The following is a 20,303-nucleotide window of genomic DNA, read 5'->3' on the forward strand; positions in this document are numbered from 1 at the left end:
CTAAGCGCCTGTTTTCCGTCCAATTTTAGCGACGCTTCGATTGCCTTTCGCTATCGCAGCACGGGACTGCTTTATTGATATTTGGATCAATTCCAATTCTCATCAAGCCAAGCCAGCAACATCGATTGGGACAAGAATGACGCCGGTCTACGAACCTTGGGAGGCGGCGCGCGGCGCCGACATCATCGCCGAACACAGCCAGATGGAGGGCGCGACGCTGCCGATCCTCCACGCGCTCCAGGAGGCGTTCGGCTATGTTCCGGAAGAGGCGCTGCCGATGATCGCCTCCGCGCTCAATTTGTCGCGCGCGGAAGTTTACGGCGTGTTTACCTTCTACCACGACTTCCGCAGCCGACCGGCCGGCCGCCATGTGCTGAAACTGTGCCGTGCCGAGGCCTGCCAGGCCGCCGGCGGCGACGCGCTCGCCGCACGCGCCGAGGCCAAGCTCGGCATCGCCCTGGGCAACACCACCGCGGACCAGCGCGTCACTCTGGAGCCGATCTACTGCCTCGGGCTGTGCGCTACCGCGCCATCGGCGATGCTCGACGGTCGCCTGGTCGGGCGGCTCGACGAAAACAGGCTCGATACGCTCGTCTCGGAGGCCCAGCGATGAGCCTGCGTCTGTACGTTCCCGGCGATGCCGGCGCGCTTGCGGTCGGGGCCGATGAGGTCGTGACGGCGCTGCATACGGCGGCGCTCCAACTCGGCCTCGCCATCGATATCGTCCGCACCGGCTCGCGCGGCCTGTATTGGCTGGAGCCGCTGGTCGAAGTCGCGACCCCGGAAGGCCGGATCGGATTCGGCCCGGTGACATCGGCCGATGCGGCCTCGCTGCTCGATGCCATCGTCTCCAGTGGTCAGCATCCGCTCCGGCTCGGCGCGGTCGAAGAGATCCCCTGGCTGAAGCGGCAGACCCGCCTCACCTTCGCCCGCTGCGGCATCATCGATCCGCTCTCGCTCGACGACTATCGCGCCCATGGCGGCTATCGCGGGCTGGCCCGCGCACTGACGCTCACACCTGACGAGATCATTGCCGAGGTCACGACCTCGGGCCTGCGCGGCCGCGGCGGCGCGGGTTTCCCCACCGGCATCAAGTGGAAGACGGTGGCGCAGACGGCAGCCGATCGCAAATACGTCATCTGCAATGCCGACGAAGGCGACAGCGGCACCTTCGCCGACCGCATGCTGATGGAAGGCGACCCCTTCGTCCTGATCGAGGGCATGACGATCGCCGGCATCGCGGTGGGCGCCACCAAGGGCTACATCTACAGCCGCTCCGAATATCCGCACGCGATCGCGGCGACCGCGAAAGCCATCGCGATCGCCAGGAAAGCCGGCCTGCTCGGTGACAAGATCGCCGGCTCGAACTTCTCCTTCGATCTCGAAGTGCGCATGGGCGCCGGCGCCTATGTCTGCGGCGAAGAGACCGCGCTGATGGAGAGCCTCGAAGGCAAGCGCGGGCTCGTCCGTGCCAAGCCGCCGCTGCCGGCGCACCATGGGTTGTTCGGCAAGCCGACCGTGGTCAACAACCTGCTCTCCTTCGCGGCAATCCCGTTCATCCTCGACGAGGGCGCCAAGGCCTATGCCGATTTCGGCATGGGGCGCTCGCGCGGCACGATGCCGATCCAGCTCGCCGGCAATATCAAATATGGCGGCCTGTTCGAAACGGCGTTCGGCATCACGCTCGGCGAACTGGTGGACGAGGTCGGCGGCGGCACCTTCACCGGACGGCCAGTGCGAGCGGTGCAGGTCGGCGGGCCGCTCGGGGCCTATTTCCCCCGCGCGCTGTTCGACACGCCGTTCGATTATGAGGCCTTCGCCACGCGTGACGGCCTGATCGGCCATGGCGGCATCGTCGTGTTCGACGACACCGTCGACATGGCGAAGCAGGCGCGCTTCGCCATGGAGTTCTGCGCCATCGAATCCTGCGGCAAATGCACGCCTTGCCGAATCGGCTCGACCCGTGGCGTGGAGACCATCGACAAGATCCGTCGCGGCGACCGCGTCGGCGAGAACATCGCATTGGTCGAAGACCTCTGCAGCACCATGAAACTCGGCTCGCTCTGCGCGCTCGGCGGCTTCACGCCCTACCCGGTGCTGTCAGCGCTCAAACATTTCCGCGAAGATTTCGGACCGCAGCAGCCGCGCCTGCAGGCTGCAGAGTAAGGACATCACCATGTCGCTCATCCAGGAAACCGACTACGGCACGCCCCGCTCCAAGTCCGAGGCTAAGGTGACGCTGACCATCGACGGTCAGAGCATCACGGTCCCCGAGGGCACCTCGATCATGCGCGCGGCCATGGAGGCCGGCACGCAGATCCCCAAACTGTGCGCGACCGATATGGTCGACGCCTTCGGCTCCTGCCGGCTGTGCCTGGTGGAGATCGAGGGCCGCAATGGCACCCCGGCCTCCTGCACCACGCCCGTGGCGGCGGGGCTGGTCGTGCACACCCAGAGCGAACGGCTGAAGAAGCTGCGCAAGGGGGTGATGGAGCTCTACATCTCCGACCATCCGCTCGACTGCCTGACCTGCGCGGCGAATGGCGATTGCGAGCTGCAGGACATGGCCGGCGCTGTCGGCCTGCGCGACGTCCGCTACGGCTATCAGGGCGAGAACCATGTGTTCGCGGAAGCCAAGGGCGACGTCAATCCGGCCTGGCTGCCGAAGGACGAGTCGAACCCCTATTTCACCTATGATCCCGCCAAGTGCATCGTCTGCTCGCGCTGCGTCCGCGCCTGCGAGGAAGTGCAAGGCACCTTCGCGCTGACCATCTCCGGCCGCGGCTTCGACAGCCGGGTGTCGCCGGGCATGAGCGAGAGCTTCCTGGGCTCCGAATGCGTCTCCTGCGGCGCCTGCGTGCAGGCCTGCCCGACCGCGACGCTGACCGAAAAGTCCGTGATCGAGATCGGCCAGCCCGAGCATTCGGTGGTCACCACCTGCGCCTATTGCGGCGTCGGCTGCGCCTTCAAGGCGGAGATGCGCGGCGAGGAAGTGGTGCGCATGGTGCCGTACAAGGACGGCAAGGCCAATCGCGGCCATTCCTGCGTCAAGGGCCGCTTCGCCTGGGGCTACACGACGCACAAGGAACGCATCCTCAAGCCTATGATCCGCGAGACCATCGCGGAGCCCTGGCGCGAGGTGTCGTGGGACGAGGCGTTCAATTTCGCCGCGCAAAAGCTGCGCGGCATCCAGCAGAAATACGGCCGCGACGCGATCGGCGGCATCACCTCCTCCCGCTGCACCAATGAAGAGACCTATCTGGTGCAGAAGCTGATCCGCGCCGGCTTCGGCAACAACAATGTCGACACCTGCGCCCGCGTCTGCCACTCGCCGACCGGCTATGGCCTTGCCACCACCTTCGGCACCTCGGCCGGCACCCAGGACTTCGATTCGGTCGAGGACACCGACGTCGTGATGGTGATCGGCGCCAATCCGTCGGACGCGCATCCGGTGTTCGCCTCGCGCATGAAGAAGCGTCTGCGCCAGGGCGCACACCTGATCGTGGTCGATCCGCGCCGCACTGATCTCGTCAGCTCGGCGCACATCAAGGCCGATCACCATCTGCCGCTGATGCCCGGCACCAATGTCGCGGTCCTGACCGCGATGGCGCATGTGATCGTCACCGAAGGGCTGGTCAACGAGGCCTTCGTGCGCGAGCGCTGCGACTGGAGCGAATTCCAGGATTGGGCCGCCTTCGTTGCCCAGGAGAAGAACAGCCCCGAGGCGGTCGCGCTCATCACCGGCGTCGATCCGAAGGAACTGCGCGGCGCGGCGCGGCTTTACGCCACCGGCGGCAATGCCGCGATCTACTACGGCTTGGGGGTCACCGAGCACAGCCAGGGTTCAACCACCGTGATCGCGATCGCCAATCTGGCGATGGCGACCGGCAATATCGGCCGCCGCGGCGTCGGCGTGAACCCGCTGCGCGGCCAGAACAACGTGCAGGGCTCCTGCGACATGGGCTCGTTCCCGCACGAACTGCCGGGCTACCGGCACATCGCGGGCGACGCCGTGCGCGACCAGTTCGAGGCGATGTGGAACGTCAAGCTCAACCCTGAGCCGGGCCTGCGCATCCCCAACATGTTCGACTCCGCGATCGAGGGCACCTTCAAGGGCCTCTACGTGCAGGGCGAGGACATCCTGCAGTCCGATCCCAACACCAGCCACGTCGTCCAGGCACTTTCGTCCATGGAGTGCGTTGTCGTCCAGGATCTGTTCCTGAACGAGACCGCGAACTATGCCCATGTGTTCCTGCCCGGCTCGACCTTCCTGGAGAAGGACGGCACTTTCACCAATGCCGAGCGCCGCATCCAGCGGGTGCGCAAGGTGATGAGCCCGCGCAACGGGCTCGCCGACTGGGAGGTCACCATCGGCTTGGCCAAGGCCATGGGCTTCGAGATGACGTACAGCCATCCGTCCGAGATCATGGACGAGATCGCGGCGCTGACCCCGACCTTCACCGGCGTCTCCTACGCCAAGCTGGAGGAAATGGGCTCGGTGCAGTGGCCCTGCAACGAGAAGGCGCCCGAGGGCACGCCGATCATGCATATCGATGGTTTCGTGCGCGGCAAGGGCAAGTTCGTCGTCACCGAATATGTCGCGACCGACGAACGGACCGGACCGCGCTTCCCGCTGCTGCTGACCACCGGGCGCATCCTGTCCCAGTACAATGTCGGCGCTCAGACGCGGCGCACCGACAACGTGGTCTGGCATGGCGAGGACCGGCTGGAAATCCATCCGCACGACGCCGAGCAGCGCGGCATCCGCGACGGCGACTGGGTGCGTCTGGCCAGCCGCGCCGGTGAGACGACGCTGCGCGCGCTGATCACCGAACGCGTGGCGCCGGGCGTGGTCTACACCACCTTCCACCATCCGATGACGCAGGCGAACGTGATCACCACCGACTATTCGGATTGGGCCACCAACTGCCCCGAATACAAGGTCACGGCGGTGCAGATCTCGCCGTCGAACGGTCCGTCGGACTGGCAGAAGGCCTATGACGAGCAGGCCCGGAACTCACGCCGGATCGCGCCCGTCGTGGAAGCCGCGGAGTGAGCTGATGTCGGATGCGGTGCGCATCGCAGATCGTCTGGTCTGGCGCGACGGAGCCTTCAGCGAAGGCACCCGTCGCGTGCCGGAGGAGACCGCGATCGCGCTGACCTATAATGGCGGCACCCATGCCGTCATGATGGGGACGCCGCAGGATCTCGCCGATTTCGGCATCGGCTTCAGCCTCAACGAAGGCATCGTTGCCTCGCGCGACGACATCACCTCGCTCGAGATCGTCACGCTCGATGACGGCGTCGAGATCAGGATGTGGCTTAAGCCCGAACTCGCCGCGCGCATGGCCGAACGCCGCCGCCATATCGCCGGCCCCACCGGCTGCGGCCTCTGCGGCATCGATTCGATTGCGGAGGCGGTCCGTCCACCTTCGCCGGTCCCGACTGGGCGGCGCTTTTCCCCACGCGAGATCATGGCGGCGCTCGGTTCGATCGAGCCGCTGCAGAAGCTCAATCATGAGACCCGCGCCGTGCATGCTGCGGCGTTCTGGACCGCAGGCCGTGGCATCGTCTCCCTTCGCGAGGATGTCGGCCGCCACAACGCGCTCGACAAGCTCGCGGGTAGCCTCGCACAGGCCCGCACGCCGGCGCACGATGGCATCGTCCTTTTGACCAGCCGCGTCTCGGTCGAGATGGTCCAGAAGGCAGCCGCGATGGGCGCGCCGGTCGTGGTCGCGGTCTCCGCGCCCACCGCGCTCGCGATACGAACGGCCGACGCCGCCGGCATCACGCTGGTGGCGGTGGCCCGCAACGACGGTTTTGAGATCTTCACCCACCCCGAACGGATCGCCGCCGCTATCGATGCAGACGCGCGATCCAGCCAAGCGGATACAATGCATGTCGCATGACACCCACGATCGCCTGATCTATATGGCCAACCAGATCGGCAAGTTCTTTCACGCCCAGGGCCGCGACAAGACGGCTGCCGGAGTCGCCGAGCACATCAAGAAGTTCTGGGACCCGCGCATGCGCAAGTCGATCTTCGCCCATCACGATGCCGGCGGTGCCGGCCTCGATCCCGATGTATTCGAGGCGATCGCCACGCTGAAGCAGGCCGCGAAGGAAAAGGCCTGAGACCCCGCCAACTGCGGGCGCCTTGCCGCACGGCCGGACACAACGCCTGCAGGCTCAGTGCGACCGCACCTGCAGCGGCGGATAGCCGAACAGCTTCTTGAACGACTGGCTGCAGGATGTGCGCGAGGCGTATCCGTTGCGGGCGGCGATCGTGCCAAACGGCAGATCGCTCTCGATCAGGGCACGGCGGACGCGATGCAGCCGCCAGCGCGCGACATAGTCGATCGGCGACATTCCGACCTGCGCGCGAAAGTGTGCGGCAAAGGCCGACCGCGACATCCCAGCCTCCGCCGCCAGCCGCTCGACCGTCCAGACCCCGTCGACGCTGGCGTGGAAGCTGCGCAGCGCCCGGCCGATCCGGCGATCGGCCAATCCGGCAAGCCAGCCCGTGCCCGCGGCTCCGGACGCCGCGAGATGCGCCCGCAGTGCATGGACCAACAGGACATCGGTCAGGCGGTCGATCACGATGCCCTGGCCAGGCGCGCCGCTGCCGACTTCGTGCGCCAGCAGGCCGAGTGTGGTTCGCAGCGCTGTCGCGGTCGGAGCCGATCCCTTGATATGAATGACCGGCGGCAAAGCGCCACGTAGCCACGTGGCCCCCTCCTGATCGAAACGCACGCTGCCGCCGATCACGACCTTGTCGGGCGGAGCGTCGCCGAACCGGACGATGCCATCAGCATCGCGGTAGGCGGCGAAATAGGCATCGCCGTCGATCTCACGCGCCTTGGCCGGATCGCCGCTACGGTACGGCCTGCCATCAGTCAGGAGATAGAAATCACCGGGTTCGAGCACGATCGGCTCGACAGCGCTCTCCGCGTGGAGCAACCCATGTCCCTCGACCACGGCGCCGAACTTGATGTGATCGACGCCCTTGAAGCGCATCGCGTAAGCGCCGCGGCTTTCGAAACGGACTTGTGCCGCGCGCTCGACGGTCAGCACATTCAGAATGTCGGACAGAGTATCCATGCGGAGATCTCGGAACGGAGCTGCTGCTCAGCCGAACCTGACCTGCAGCTTGCCGACGCGCATCGTCTTGTATAGACCGGCGATCGCTTCCGGAAGCCGCTCGAACCCATCCACAACCGTGTTGACCGGCTTCAGTGCCCCGCTCGAGAGCAGGCGCGAGAGTTCATCCTCGGCCGCAAGCCGTTCGCCATAAAAGGCATCCACGATCCAGCACTCGGACCTGATCTGACGCTCGACAAGCATGCGTTCGATATCGTCAGAAATCCCGAAGGTCTGGCGCAGCGATCGCCTCTGCGTCGGGCGCGTCACACGCGCTGCGTAGAACGACGAGGTCGTTCCGTAGGACAACAGCCGCCCACGATGGTTGATGGCCGCGACGACGATCCTGGTCAGGTCTCCCCCCCCGCGCCGTCGGAATAGACGTCGATGCCATCAGGCGCGACGGAGCGGATGCGCTCGGCCAGATCGGAGGCGCGATAATCGATGCAGTCCGTCAGCCCGAGCGTGTCTCGCGCCCAGGCGCATTTCGCTGCGGAGCCGGCCAGACCGATCACGCGGGCGCCGGCTGCGCTGGCAAGCTGCGCCGCGAGCGACCCGACCGATCCGGTCACGCCGGCAACGACGACGGTTTCCGACGGCAGGATGGGTCCGCACTGTTGCATCCCGAACCAGGCGGTCATGCCCGAGGTCCCGAACACATCCATCAGAACGTCCGGCGACCATGCCTGCACCAGGGACGGCCGAAACACATAGGTCCATTGCGAGTTGGTGCGATTGAGCGCCTTCGTTGCCTCGTTCGCTGCGCCATATCCGATCGCGGCATCCCGGCTGCTGACGAGGGCATAGTCCTGCCATGGCGCCTGACAGGCAATGATGTCGCCCTCATCGAAGGCCGGGTCGCGCGACTGCACGATCTCGGCACAGGCATAGTTGGCAGGGTCCGTGCCGCCGAGCGGAATCGCGCCCAGCGCCATCCGCATCCTGACATTGGAATGAACATTGATCAGCTTGATGCGCGCGAGCGCCTGGCCATCCGCGAGTTTGGGAATCGGCTTCTCACGCAGCTCGAACTGATCCGGTTCGAGCACATCGTCCTGCATCGGCCTTGCATAGCACTGACGAAAGGTTCGAGGCATGAGATCTCCTTGCATGCGCGTCTTAGGGACACATCACGATCTGCTCGAAACTGCCTGCGGTAGCGGCAGCCTCCATGGCCGGCAGGAGGTCGGCGAGCGGGAAAGGCTTCGGCTTGATTGCCGAGAGATCAAGGTGACCCGCGCGTGCGAGCGCCAGCACGTTCCTCAACGCCCCCGGCCGATGCATGAAGTTGCCGATCAGCTTGATGCTGCGGATCATGACCTGCAGATAGGGCACCGGGAGATCGACCATCAGGCTGCCCATCAGCACCAGCCGTCCCTCGCTTCTTAAGGCGTGCAGCGCCGCGAGCGTGGAGTTCGGGTCCTGCGCGCCGCCGATCATGTCAAACGCGAGATCAGCGCTGCCTTCTGCTGCCGTGCGCAGCGCCTCGGCATCGGCCTTGATATCGCCGCTCAAAGCGATCGGAACCACCGCCCTGCCGCCGCGCTCGGCAAGTGCTGCAAGCTTGTCCGCGTTGCGGCCCGCGGCGACCACGCGTCCCGCCCCCATCGCCAGCGCCAGCAGCACCGCGGCGCTGCCATAAGCGCCGGTCGCACCGTTGACGATCACGGTTTCGCCCGCAGCCAGTCGTCCCCGAACGAAACCGCCATAGGGCACGACAAAGCGGGTGGCCGCCGCCAGCCGCATGGGCGCGACGTCATCCCAGCCATCGGCCGGCACCACAGCGGAGGCCGGCAGCAAGGCATATTCGGCAAGCGTCCCGTTGGGCCAATCGGCCTGCATGGTCTCGCTGACGCCGCCAAAAGAGGTCACACCGATCAGAATCCGTGCGGGGTCCGGGACATTCTCGGTCGCCTGGAACAAGGAGGAGAGTAGCACGCGCTGTCCCGGCCTGAGGTGCCAGACGTCCTTGCCAACCTTTCCGACAATGCCGACGCAGTTGCCGCCCGGCGTGAAGCAGCCGTCCGGCGCATGATAGGACGGCAGGCCGCCTTCGATATACGCCTTCATGTAGGTCATCAGCGCGCTCGCCTCGACCTTCACCAGGACGCTGCCTGGCCGCACGTCCGGCACGGGACCCTCATCGTAGCTCAGGCGGCCGCCCAGCCGATCGAGCCGCCAGGCTTTCATGGTGGTGGGAACATCCGGCATGATCATCGGCAGGGACCGTCCATTGTCTGCGGAAAACCAGACTATTGGACGTCCGGACATTGATGGTCCGGACGTCGTATCCCAGCGTCCAGATCTGCCGGAGCGCGATCTCAGACGGATGTGACGCGATCCCAGGCCAAATATGCATGAGAGACCTGCCCCTCATGGGACGTGCTCGTTCTCGACTCCGGCTCGGTCTGCCCTACAAATTGCTTCACGAACGACCATCCGTTCGATGCCGCAACAATCCCCTCGACCTCATGACCGAAGCCAATCTTGCCGCCGCTGGCGCGGCGCCGCCTGCCAAGCGATCCTTCGCGGCGCTCCGCCATCGCGACTTCCAGGCCCAGTTCACGACCTACGTTCTGTCCATGATGGCGGACAATATCGAGCACGTGATCAGCTACTGGGTGGTGTTTCAGAAATTCCACTCCCCGGCGCTCGGCGGCTTCGCCATCGTGTCCCATTGGCTGCCTTTCCTGCTGTTCTCCGTTGCGTCAGGCGCGCTCGCGGACCGGTTCGATCCGCGCCGCGTCATCCAGGCCGGCATGGGCCTGTTCATCCTGGCCTCGCTCAGTTGGAGCTATTTCTTTGTCACGGGATCGCTGCAAATGTGGCAGGCGATGCTCATCCTGGTGATCCACGGCTGCGCTGGCGTGTTGTGGCAGACGCCCAATCAGATGCTGCTCTATGACATCGTCGGCCCGGCGGACCTGGAAAGCGCTGTCAGGCTCAACGCCATGGCGCGCTATCTCGGCGTCTTGGTCGGGCCGGCCGTGGGCGGCGCGATCCTGCTCTGGCTCGGACCGGCGCACGGCATCATGTTGAACACGGTGTTCTACCTGCCGCTGATCCTCTGGCTCATCAAAGCGCCCTATGGCCCGCGGTTCCGGACCGGCACGGTACCGCCGCGCCGGGCGGTGCGAGGGCTTGCCGACATCGTGCATACGGCGCGCGATATCAAACCGCACGTTGTCATCGTCTCGATGACGCTGCTGGCGGGCGCCGCATCCCTGTTCGTCGGCAACGCCTATAGTTCGCAGATGCCGAGCTTTGCCAACGACCTTGGTCATGGCGATCCCGGAGTTTCCTACAGCATGCTTCTTGCGGCGGATGCAGCCGGCGGCCTGCTGGCCGGGCTTGTTCTGGAAGGAGGCGGGCTGCTGCCGCCACGGCCCCGCACGGCAATCCTACTTGCCCTGTCGTGGTGTGCCGCGCTCATCGTCTTTTCACTGTCGCACAGCTATGGGCTGGCGCTGCTGTTCCTGTTTGCGGCCGGCTTTCTGGAATTGTCGTTCAATGCCATGGCGCAGACGCTGGTCCAGCTCAACGCGCCGACCGACATGCGCGGCCGCGTCATCGGCCTGTTCAACATGGCGAGCCTGGGGCTGCGGGCCTTCAGCGGCATTTCGGTCGGCCTGGTCGGCAGTGCGATCGGCATCCACTGGTCGCTTGCGATGTCCGCCTTGGCGGCCATGGCGGTGGCCGGCGCGCTGCTCGTGCTGCCGGCTCGGGCTGCCACATCCTCAAAAGCGCGATGAGATTAGGATGAATCATCATCGCGCTTTTGGTTATTGTTTGAGCATGATCTCCGCGCAAACGCGTTCCGCGTTTGTCGCGAGGGAAAACCGCTTCGCACTTTTCCGGATCATGCTGTAGTCCCGGCTAGCCCTCCAGCAGCGCCACGAACACCCTGCGGACCTCGGCCTGGGTCTCGCGCACCCGCGCCTCCAGCGCCGAGAAATCCGGCGCGTCGCCGGCGCGCGCCATCACGCGCAGCAGATCCTCGCCGGCCTGCTCCGGCTTGAACTTGCCGCTGACGCAGAGTCTGACGATCTGGGTGAGATCCTGATAGAGACGCGCTGCCTGGCGCAGGATATAGGCATCCGCGCGCGGCAACACCTCCAGCCGCTCAGCGTTCTCGAGCACCTGGAGCGAAGAGACGTCGAGGATCTCAGGCAGCCTGGCGGCATGCACGAGCTGCAGATATTGCGCGATGAAGTCGATATCGACCATGCCGCCGGCGGCCTGCTTGAGATTCCAGAGATCGCCCTCGCCCTTCTCCATCGCGATCGCGCGCCGCATGTCGGCGACGTCGCGCGCGATCGCCGCAGCATCGCGCGGCCGCCGCAGCGCGGTCTGAATGATCTCCTCGATCCGGGCCCGAAACGCCGGTGAGGCCGAGATCACCCGCGCGCGGGTCAGCGCCATGTGCTCCCAGGTCCAGGCCTCACGCTCCTGATAATGCGCAAACGACGAGATATGCGAGGCCAGCGGCCCGGCGCGGCCCGAGGGACGCAGCCGCATGTCGATGTCATAGAGCACGCCGTAATTGGTGCGCGAGGTGAAGGCCGAGATCAGCCGCTGGGTGAAGCGGGCGAAATAATGCGGTCCCTGCAGCGAACGCTCGCCATCCGACTCCGGCTCATCGGGATCGAAGTCGTAGAGCAGGATCAGGTCGAGATCGGAGGACGCGGTCATCTCGCGCGCGCCGAGCCGGCCCATCGCGATGATCCCGGTCTCCTGATCCTTGATGCGGCCGTGCTGGGCGGCGAACCGCTCGGTGACCAGGCCGTGCACGGTGTGCACGATGCCCTCGGCGACGTCCGCAAAAGCGAGGCCCGCCTGCTGCGCCGACACCGTGCCGGAGAGGATGCGCGTTCCGATCAGGAACAGGCTCTCCTGGCCGAACAGCCTGAGACGATCGAGAAATTCTTCGTAGGTTCCGGCGTCCGCGAGTGTCGCCGCAAGCCGCTCCGACAATTCGCGCCTGTCGGGCATGGCGCCGAAGAAGCGCGGATCGATCAGCCCGTCCATCAGCTGCGGCGCCCGCGCCAGCATGTCGCCGAGCCGCGGCGCCGCGCCGAGCACGAGCGCCACCAGCGCGACCAGATCGCGGTTCTGCCCGAGCAGCGTGATCAGCCGCCCACCCCGCTGTAGCGCCTGCAGGAAGCGGTCGAACGCGGCGACCGCGCGGTCGGGCTCGTCGGCACGCGCGAGGCAATCGATCAGCGCCGGCACGAAATCGGTGAAGGCTGCACGCGTCGTCTCGGTCCTGAACACGCGATACTCGCCTGCCAGCCATTGCTGCAGCGTCTTCGCCACCGTAACGGGATCACGGAAGCCGAGCGTGACGAGATGTTCGAGCAGCCGCGGCTCCTCGGGGCCGACGCCATATTCGACCGGCGGCAGGCTCGCCGTTCCCGTGGGATCGCCCTCGAACAGCTTCGCGTAGTGGCCCTGCACGATGTCGAGCTGGAACAGCAGGTCCTTGGCAAAGGCGTCGCGATTCTCGTAGCCGAAGAACTGGGCGAACCGCTCCACCGCCTCTGGATCCTCGGGCAGGCTGTGGGTCTGCTCGTCCGCGATCATCTGCAAGCGATGCTCGACCCGGCGCAGGAACTGATAGGCCGTAGCCAGCTCGTCGCGGGCCTGATCGGTGATCCAGTTGCTGGCCGCGAGCACGTCGAGCGCCTGCAGGGTCTGGCGGACGCGCAGGTCCGCGTGACGGCCGCCCGCGATCAGCTGCTGGGTCTGGGCGAAGAACTCGATCTCGCGGATGCCGCCGCGACCGACCTTGACGTTGTGGCCCTCGACCGAGATCTCGCTCTGGCCGCGATAGACCTGCATCTGCCGCTTCATGTCGTGAACATCGGCAAGCGCCTGGAAATCGAGATGCTTGCGCCAGACGAACGGCGAAAGCTCCGCGAGCAGCGCCTCGCCGGCCTCGACGTCACCGGCGCAGACGCGCGCCTTGATCATCGCGGCGCGCTCCCAGGTGCGCCCCTCCCGCTCGTAGTAGTGCAGCGCGGCCTCGGTCGACATCGCCACTTGCGTCGAAGCGGGATCGGGCCGCAGCCTCAGGTCGACCCTGAAGACGTAGCCGTCAGTGGTGCGGCTCTGAAGCAGTCGCGCCATCGCCTGCGTCACCCGCACGAAGAACGGTTGCGGCTCGAGGTCGCGCGCCAGATTCGTGACCTCGGGATCGAAGAACACGATCAGGTCGATGTCGCTGGAATAATTGAGCTCGCCTGCGCCCATCTTGCCCATGGCGAGCGCGAACAGGCCGCTGCCTGCTTCCGGGCGCTCGGCATCCTCAGGCAGAAGCCTGCCGCGCATGGCTTCCTGCCGGAGCAGATAGCGCAGCGCCATCTGCACCGAATTCACCGCAATGTCGGTCAGCCCCGCCGTGACCTGCATTACCGGCCAGACCCCGCCAATGTCGCACAGCGCGATCAGCAGCGCGGCCTCGGATTTCATCCGCCGCAACAGGCGCATCACGTCGGCCTCGCTGGCCGCGGCAAATACCTCGCGCGAGGTGGCCTCGATCAGACCGGTAAGATGCGATTGCGGCTCGCTGCGCAGCAGTCGCAACAACCGCGCGGCGTCGGCGCGGATGAGGTCGAAGAGATAAGGCGAATGCTCGGCGATGCCGAGCAGGATGGTTCGCGCAATACCCTCGCCGAGCAAGGACCGCAAGCCGGCCGCCTGGGCCGGCTCCAGCTCGGCGAGCCAGTCATTGAGGCGAGCTTCGGCTTTGACGGGCGTACGGACATGCAGGCCGGTCACGAAGCGCGCGGCCAGCATGTTTCCGTCCGCGTGTCCCGGCGCGGATGAGATCATGCGGCCTTCTGTGGCACATCCGCGGTTTGAGCTGCAAGCCTTGCGGGAAGACCTGCGGCGGCAGGTAGCAGCAGGGTTGCGACCAGGCCGGGATTGGCGTCGCTAAGCCGGAGCTCGCCACCGTGCAGGGTGGCCACCGCCGACGCCAGGCTGAGGCCGAGGCCGGAACCCGGCAGGGTGCGGCTGGCCTCCAGACGCACGAAACGCTCGACAGCGTGCTTACGCTCGGTTTCGGGAATCCCCGGACCACGATCGGTCACGCTCAGGAGCACCTGATCGCCCTGGCGCTGCGCCTCGATCCAGATCTCTTTGCTAACAGCCGCCGCCTCGGCACCGAGCGGCAGCGCGGCGGGCTTGCCGTATTTGATCGCATTCTCGACCAGGTTGGCGAGCGCCTGGCTGATCAGCTCACGATTGCCGTGAAGCGGCGCCGCCACCGCTTTGACACGCAGGACCATGCCATCGTCTTCGGCGAGCGGCTCGTAAAGCTCATGAATACCATTCGCAACCTCGGCGGCGTCGAAATCGACCATGTCGCCGCGCGCCTGGCCCGACTCGGCGCGCGCGATCATCAAGAGCGCATTGAAGGTGCGGATCAGGCCGTCGGATTCCTCGATCGTGCGCTCCAGCGCGGAGCGATATTCGCCCTCGGTGCGCGACTTCGCCAGCGCCTCCTCGGCACGGTTGCGCAAGCGCGTCAGCGGCGTCTTCAGATCATGCGCGATGTTGTCGGAAACCTCCTTGAGGCCGGTCATCAGCGCCTCGATCCGCTCCAGCATCGCATTGAGGTTTTCGGCGAGACGATCGAGCTCGTCGCCGCTGCGCCCCACCGGCAGGCGGCCCGACAGGTCGCCTGCCATGATCCGGCGCGTGGTGCCGGTCATCGCGTCGATCCGGCGCAGCACCCGGCGCGCGACGAAGATGCCGCCGCCGATGCCGAGCACGACGACCACCAGCACCGACCATTGCGCGGCCTTGGCCACGATGCCGAACATCCGCCTGCGCTCTTCCAGGTCGCGCCCGATCAGCAGGCGGAAGCCGTTACTGAGCTGGGTGACATAGACCAGCGCGCGATGGTTCTCCTCGCCGCGATCATCGAAGCGCCGGTAGAACGTCTCCGACCAGCCGGATGAGCCCATCACGCCGGGCGCAAGCGAGCCGACATTGCCGGCGATCGCCTGCCCCGTCGGCGTGGTGACGAGGTAGAGATTGGCGCCCGGGCGCAGCGCCCGGCTCTCGATGGTGAGCCCCAGCCCGTGCAGGCCGCGCCGCGAGTAGATGTCGATCATCTCGCTGATCTCGGCAGTGACGGTGGTCGAGATCTGCTCGGTGATGAGGCGGCGGGTGTTCCAGGCGAAATAGCCGAGCAGCGAGGCCGCAAACAGCGCAAACAGCGCCAGATAGACCAGCGTCAACCGGAACGCGGTGGTTCGGATCAGCTTACCGAAGGCCGTCACGGATCATGTACCCCGCGCCGCGGATGGTATGGAGCAGCGGGCGTTCGAAGCCCTTGTCGATCTTGGAGCGCAGCCGCGAGATGTGCACGTCGATCACATTGGTCTGCGGATCGAAGTGATAGTCCCAGACGTTTTCCAGCAGCATGGTGCGGGTCACCACCTGTCCGGCATGTTTCATCAGGTATTCGAGCAGCCGGAACTCGCGCGGCTGCAAGGTCAGCTCGTCCTTGCCGCGGGCGACCCGATGGGACAGACGGTCGAGCTCGAGATCGCCGACGCGGTAGACCGTTTCCTCGGCCGGGCCGCCATGGCGGCGGGAGAGCACCTCGACCCGGGCCAACAGCTCTGCAAACGCATAGGGTTTCGGGAGATAATCGTCGCCGCCGGCGCGCAGGCCCTTGATGCGGTCGTCGACCTGGCCGAGCGCGGACAGAATCAGCACCGGTGTCCGGTCACCCTTGTCGCGCAGCACGCCGATCAGCGACAGCCCGTCGCGCTTGGGCAGCATGCGATCGACGACCAGGACATCATAGTCGCCGGTCTCGGCCATCGCGAGCCCCTCCTCGCCATCGCTGGCGAGATCGGCGATGTGCCCGACCTCGCGAAACGCCTTCACGAGATAATCGGCGGACTCGCGGTCATCTTCGATGATCAACAGGCGCATTTCGGAAACGGGGCCGGTCACGGGTTCTGCTTCCATCTACATGGCGCGGCCGCCGTTTCGGTGCAAGGCGACCCGCGCCAGGGGGTTAATCGAGGCAGACGAAGTCAAGAAAGGTGGGCGGTGAAGCTTGGGGGGACTTCACCGCCCGAGTTCCTTCCGACGGAGGGGGGCGTTGTCCAACGGAAGGTTTAAGGGAGCGGGCATGAAGCCCGCCCCCCGAAGGAGCCCACCGGCGCGGGGGCAACATGCCGGCGATCTCCTCCGTCTCGAAAGAACAGCCTGACGCGCCACTTAGCCCTTGGCGATCGGCACCGCGACGAAGCGCGACTGGCCGCCGCTCTTCACGCGCATCAGCACGCTGTTCTTGTTGTCGTTCTTGGCCGCGGCGAGCGCATCGCGCACGTCGCCCGCCGAGCTCACATTCTTACCGGCGACTTCGAGGATGACGTCGCCTTCCTTGAAGCCGCGCTCGGCTGCCGCGCTCTTCGGATCGACCTCGGTCACGACCACGCCTTCCTTGCCGGCGCCGGCCACGCTGTTGGCCGGTGCCACGGTCAGGCCAAGCTTCGGCACGTCGGTACCGCGGGTCGGACCACTGTTGTCGTTGCCGGTATCGGCCTTGGCCTCGATGTTGTCGGGCAGCTTGCCGAGCGTGAGGTCGATCGCTTTCTCCTGGCCCTTGTGCAGGACGTTGAGCTTGACCGCGGTTCCCGGCGCGAGGCCGCCGATGGTGCGGGCGAGCTCGCGCGCATCCTTCACCGACTCACCGTTGACGGAGGTGATGACGTCGCCGGATTCGATGCCGGCCTTGGCGGCCGGGCCGCTGGCCTGGGGCTCAGCGACCAGCGCGCCTTCCGCCTTCTTCATGCCGAGGCTGTCGGCGATATCCTGCGTCACCGGCTGGATCTGGACACCGATCCAGCCACGGCTGACCGAGCCCTTGTCCTTCAGCTGCGCCACGACGCTCTTCACGGTCGAGGCGGGAATCGAGAACGCGATGCCGACGCTGCCGCCGGACGGCGAATAGATCGCGGTGTTGACGCCCACCACGTCGCCATCGACGTTGAAGGCCGGACCGCCGGAGTTGCCCTTGTTCACGGGCGCGTCGATCTGGATGAAGTCGTCATACGGACCGTTGCCGATGTCGCGGCCCATCGCCGAGACGATGCCGGCCGTCACCGTGCCGCCGAGACCGAAGGGGTTGCCGACTGCCAGCACCCAGTCGCCGATCCGCGGCTTGCCGTCGGCCAGCTTGGCGAACGGGAAGTTCGAGCCACCCTCGACCTTGATCAGGGCGACGTCGGTGCGCTGGTCGGTGCCGATCACCTTGGCGCTATAGGTCTTGCCGTCGTCGGTCGTCACCTCGACCTTGCTGGCGCCGTCGACCACGTGGTTGTTGGTGACGGCATAGCCGTCGGCCGAGATGAAGAAGCCGGAGCCCTGCCCGGTGATGGCACGGCGGCCATTGCCGCGCAGGCCTGGGATACCATCCTGACCGCCGAAGCGGCGGAAGAAGCGCTCCATCGGCGAGCCCGGCTGGAACGGCGAATCGTCATCGTTGCCGCTGTCGTCCTTGGCGACCTTCTCGTTGATGTTGACCTTGACCGAAATCACCGACGGCTTCACCCGCTCCACGATGTCGGCAAAACCGATCGGACGGGCGACCTTGCTCACCTCATTGGCCACCTGCGCATGCGCCGGGCTCGAGAACAGGTCCACCGGACCGTTCGACGGGCTCAGGCCATAGGCCGCGACGCCCAGCCCCGCAACCACCGAGGCCATCAGCGCGAATTTGCGCGCCGAGAACAGGGACAGCCGCGACTTGCGGTAGGATGGGAGGGAGGACAGATCGGTCGGACGTTCGGTCATACGGCTTTCTCCAGAAAGGGAAACTTGTGACGTGCTGAGGTGAAGCACCGTTCAGGGATGAAAATGGGGAGTCCCGCCTTACGGCGTGCTGGCGAACGCGTTAAACTTCTGTAATGGACCGACATAGGCCTGCGTCAGAATGGCGCAGGCCGTAGATTCCCCGTGAGACGGCCAAGGCACCCCCGTGGCAATGTCTCCTGGAGGTTGCGGCCTTGGCCGTCATCTCCGTCATTGCGAGCCAGCGAGGCAATCCAGAGAGCCCTTGCGCGCGCGACTCTGGATTGCTTCGGCGCTTCGCGCCTCGCAATGACGCCAGTGCCATTATCCGCTTCACAACTGCGTAGGGCGGGTTAGCCGAAGGCGTAACCCGCCAGCCCAGGCCGCACCGCGGCGGATTACGCTGCACTATCCGCCCGCGGCTCACCGATCCACAATCTCAAACAGCCATCTCACGACATACGTCCGCCCCCTCGCGGCGCGTTCCGCACCCGAGCTTTGGTTGTCGCGTCGCCCTCTCCAGGACAGAGGGCACAGGGAAGGCCGGGCGCTGGCCGCGCCCGTGGCCCCCGTGCGGGAGAAAATGCACGGGGTAGGAACCACAGGTCTGGCCGAACACACCCGGCCTTCCCTGCGCGACGGTGTTAACGCTTATACGCGCTCTCCTTGGGGACCGGCTCTCTTGCCCCCATCATCGGCGGATCATCACCACCGACTCGGCCTCAGCACCGGGAGGCCAGGACCACACGATTTCACGTCCACGGTCGTGCCGTTCGTCGGCGAAGCGAAAGCCCCGCTGCGGCAGCCCGCGTCCATCGCATTCCGAATCCGACGTCCGTGACGATCGCGATACGCCCCCTCAGCGGAACGGAACAGCCGGAGGATACTGGTGATTTGGGGATCGCACCAAGCGATTTATGTTTTTCCGAAGGGCTTGACGGGGTTTGGAAATGCGGTGGTGGTTTGCCCGGCGGGCCGCGGTTGCGAGCTAGCCTCGCTTGGCCCTGTCAAAACTGACATACGTCCGTTTAGATTTTGGACAAACGCCGTTTAGGAATCCCTCCGATTCCGTATTGCATATCTCGCGCGTGGGCTAGGCGAACCTCGGCCGAGCCTCTACTTTTGGTGATCCACGAATCTCCGGACCCTAGTTCTCCATTGCGCTCCCATGCGCGACCGAGATGGCGATTGATGGCGACGATAGTTGAAAAGCTGCAGCAGGCGGCTTTGGACAAAGACACTCCTGTCAACGACCTCCTTCGCAGAGTGAAGTTCGTCGCGACCAAACTTGGCTTGCCAAGCGTGGAGGAGTGGGTGGACCAGGAGCTGAACGGATATGCTAGCGATGCCCCACCAGACTACCGAAGCGTCCACGGGACGCCTATCGCTGTGAACCCCTACCGAGGGCCCATGCCTATCGGTGGCTACGTCGACGGTCTCTCTTGGAAGACCGTCCGCGAACCTGTCTCGGCCTTGGAGGCGCTGCTCACTTCAACGGCGTCGGGCGACACTTTGCAAATCGGCTACTCCGATAAAATTCGGGAGAAACTAGACCGCTCGAATGGCGTGCATGGGTGGAACTACTATCTACAGGTCTCGCCAAGCGAGCTGAGGCGCATTCTGGATCGCGTGCGCACGCTGGTGCTGGATTGGGCCTTAACCTTGGAGAAGACGGGGATCATGGGGACAGAGGATAGCTTTGACCGAGCTGAGAAAGAAAAGGCGCAGGCCACGGCCACAACGATAAACATTGGCCACATTGGTTCGCTCGTTGGTAATTTGGGCCACGGGAACGTGTCGGGCGACATCGCGATAAGCGGTCTCAACACCGAGCAGATAAATTCAATGCTTCCCCAATTGCGAGCGCACCGTGATGAACTGGTTGCGGCAGACGCCCATGGTCCCACTTTGGATGACCGGCTGAACGCATTGGAGAAGGCAATCGCGTATCCGCAGTCTGATCATGGCTTCGTAAAGGGCCTGCTCACGGACCTGCGCAACTGTCTGAGTGGGGCAGCAGGCTCGTTGGTTGCCACTGGAGCGCTCAATATTCTGAACGCGGGCCTTGGGACAGGTGTACCCGCTTCTTAACGAGGCTTTGATTGAGGCCTCCTGCGAGAGTTAGGTCATGGCTTCCAACGATGATCGAGAGCAGGTCCCGGGCCCATTCGAGCCGCAGATCCCCGGGCCGTTCGAGGCACAGGTTCCTGGCCCCTTCAAGGCAGAGAGTCCAGGGCTGTTTGAGGTGCCCTTCAGTGTGGGCCAATTTGGATCGGACTCGGAACTCGACACTGCCGAGAAACGAGAGGAATGGCTCCGAACGCGGCCTGCCGACGCAGCTA

At 65.4% G+C, this 20,303-nt stretch carries 15 protein-coding genes; 7 read left to right on the plus strand and 8 right to left on the minus strand.

Features of this window, described 5'->3' with window-relative positions:
• The first annotated feature begins 136 nt into the window (after positions 1 to 136).
• The 5 genes from ACQR1W_RS30495 to ACQR1W_RS30515 are packed head-to-tail and all read left to right on the plus strand — an operon-like array spanning position 137 to position 6,135.
• A complete protein-coding gene (locus ACQR1W_RS30495) occupies positions 137 to 613 on the plus strand; it encodes a formate dehydrogenase subunit gamma (protein WP_434854228.1) in 477 nt (158 codons plus the stop codon).
• A complete protein-coding gene (locus ACQR1W_RS30500; protein ID WP_434854229.1) occupies positions 610 to 2,166 on the plus strand; it encodes a formate dehydrogenase beta subunit in 1,557 nt (518 codons plus the stop codon). Before ACQR1W_RS30495 ends, ACQR1W_RS30500 begins: the two co-directional genes overlap by 4 nt.
• A gap of 10 nt (positions 2,167 to 2,176) precedes the next feature.
• Positions 2,177 to 5,056, plus strand: a complete 2,880-nt coding sequence (fdhF, locus tag ACQR1W_RS30505) for a formate dehydrogenase subunit alpha (protein ID WP_434854230.1) — start codon at positions 2,177 to 2,179, stop codon at positions 5,054 to 5,056.
• A gap of 4 nt (positions 5,057 to 5,060) precedes the next feature.
• Positions 5,061 to 5,909, plus strand: coding sequence for a formate dehydrogenase accessory sulfurtransferase FdhD (gene fdhD / locus ACQR1W_RS30510; protein ID WP_434854231.1), 849 nt, complete (start codon positions 5,061 to 5,063; stop codon positions 5,907 to 5,909).
• Positions 5,899 to 6,135, plus strand: a complete 237-nt coding sequence (locus tag ACQR1W_RS30515) for a formate dehydrogenase subunit delta (protein ID WP_434854232.1) — start codon at positions 5,899 to 5,901, stop codon at positions 6,133 to 6,135. The genes fdhD and ACQR1W_RS30515 overlap by 11 nt, the downstream gene beginning before the upstream one ends.
• Before the next feature lie 54 nt (positions 6,136 to 6,189).
• On the opposite strand, the gene ACQR1W_RS30520 is transcribed toward ACQR1W_RS30515, so the two are convergent.
• The 4 genes from ACQR1W_RS30520 to ACQR1W_RS30535 are packed head-to-tail and all read right to left on the minus strand — an operon-like array spanning position 6,190 to position 9,357.
• On the minus strand, positions 6,190 to 7,101 hold the full coding sequence (locus ACQR1W_RS30520) for an AraC family transcriptional regulator (RefSeq protein WP_434854233.1): 912 nt from the start codon (positions 7,099 to 7,101) through the stop codon (positions 6,190 to 6,192).
• 27 nt (positions 7,102 to 7,128) lie between these two features.
• Positions 7,129 to 7,449 (minus strand): hypothetical protein, encoded by a 321-nt coding sequence (locus ACQR1W_RS30525; RefSeq protein ID WP_434854234.1) that lies wholly within the window; start codon positions 7,447 to 7,449, stop codon positions 7,129 to 7,131.
• 41 nt (positions 7,450 to 7,490) lie between these two features.
• The gene (locus ACQR1W_RS30530) at positions 7,491 to 8,237 is read right to left on the minus strand and encodes a zinc-binding dehydrogenase (RefSeq protein WP_434854235.1); all 747 of its coding nucleotides are present in this window, start codon (positions 8,235 to 8,237) and stop codon (positions 7,491 to 7,493) included.
• 22 nt (positions 8,238 to 8,259) lie between these two features.
• The gene (locus ACQR1W_RS30535; RefSeq protein ID WP_434854236.1) at positions 8,260 to 9,357 is read right to left on the minus strand and encodes a quinone oxidoreductase family protein; all 1,098 of its coding nucleotides are present in this window, start codon (positions 9,355 to 9,357) and stop codon (positions 8,260 to 8,262) included.
• Positions 9,358 to 9,611: 254 nt separating this feature from the next.
• Here ACQR1W_RS30535 and ACQR1W_RS30540 point away from each other — a divergent pair, with 254 nt between their 5' ends.
• Positions 9,612 to 10,892 carry an MFS transporter gene (locus ACQR1W_RS30540; protein ID WP_434854237.1) on the plus strand — a complete coding sequence of 427 codons (1,281 nt, stop codon included), beginning with the start codon at positions 9,612 to 9,614 and terminating at the stop codon, positions 10,890 to 10,892.
• 124 nt (positions 10,893 to 11,016) lie between these two features.
• Here ACQR1W_RS30540 and ACQR1W_RS30545 read toward each other — a convergent pair whose 3' ends face one another.
• The 4 genes from ACQR1W_RS30545 to ACQR1W_RS30560 all read right to left on the minus strand — a co-directional run bounded on the left by ACQR1W_RS30545 (position 11,017) and on the right by ACQR1W_RS30560 (position 17,964).
• Positions 11,017 to 13,974 carry a bifunctional [glutamine synthetase] adenylyltransferase/[glutamine synthetase]-adenylyl-L-tyrosine phosphorylase gene (locus ACQR1W_RS30545; protein ID WP_434854238.1) on the minus strand — a complete coding sequence of 986 codons (2,958 nt, stop codon included), beginning with the start codon at positions 13,972 to 13,974 and terminating at the stop codon, positions 11,017 to 11,019.
• A complete protein-coding gene (locus tag ACQR1W_RS30550) occupies positions 13,971 to 15,431 on the minus strand; it encodes an ATP-binding protein (protein WP_434854239.1) in 1,461 nt (486 codons plus the stop codon). The genes ACQR1W_RS30545 and ACQR1W_RS30550 overlap by 4 nt, the downstream gene beginning before the upstream one ends.
• Positions 15,415 to 16,095 (minus strand): response regulator transcription factor, encoded by a 681-nt coding sequence (locus tag ACQR1W_RS30555; RefSeq protein ID WP_035983198.1) that lies wholly within the window; start codon positions 16,093 to 16,095, stop codon positions 15,415 to 15,417. The genes ACQR1W_RS30550 and ACQR1W_RS30555 overlap by 17 nt, the downstream gene beginning before the upstream one ends.
• Positions 16,096 to 16,386: 291 nt before the next feature.
• The gene (locus ACQR1W_RS30560) at positions 16,387 to 17,964 is read right to left on the minus strand and encodes a Do family serine endopeptidase (RefSeq protein WP_434854240.1); all 1,578 of its coding nucleotides are present in this window, start codon (positions 17,962 to 17,964) and stop codon (positions 16,387 to 16,389) included.
• A 1,188-nt stretch (positions 17,965 to 19,152) separates the two neighbouring features.
• Here ACQR1W_RS30560 and ACQR1W_RS30565 point away from each other — a divergent pair.
• Entirely contained in the window at positions 19,153 to 20,052 is a 900-nt protein-coding gene (locus tag ACQR1W_RS30565) for a hypothetical protein (RefSeq protein ID WP_434854241.1), read from the plus strand.
• Positions 20,053 to 20,303: the final 251 nt, after the last annotated feature.

The organism is Bradyrhizobium sp. HKCCYLS1011, assembly GCF_051167795.1.
Lineage (GTDB): Bacteria > Pseudomonadota > Alphaproteobacteria > Rhizobiales > Xanthobacteraceae > Bradyrhizobium.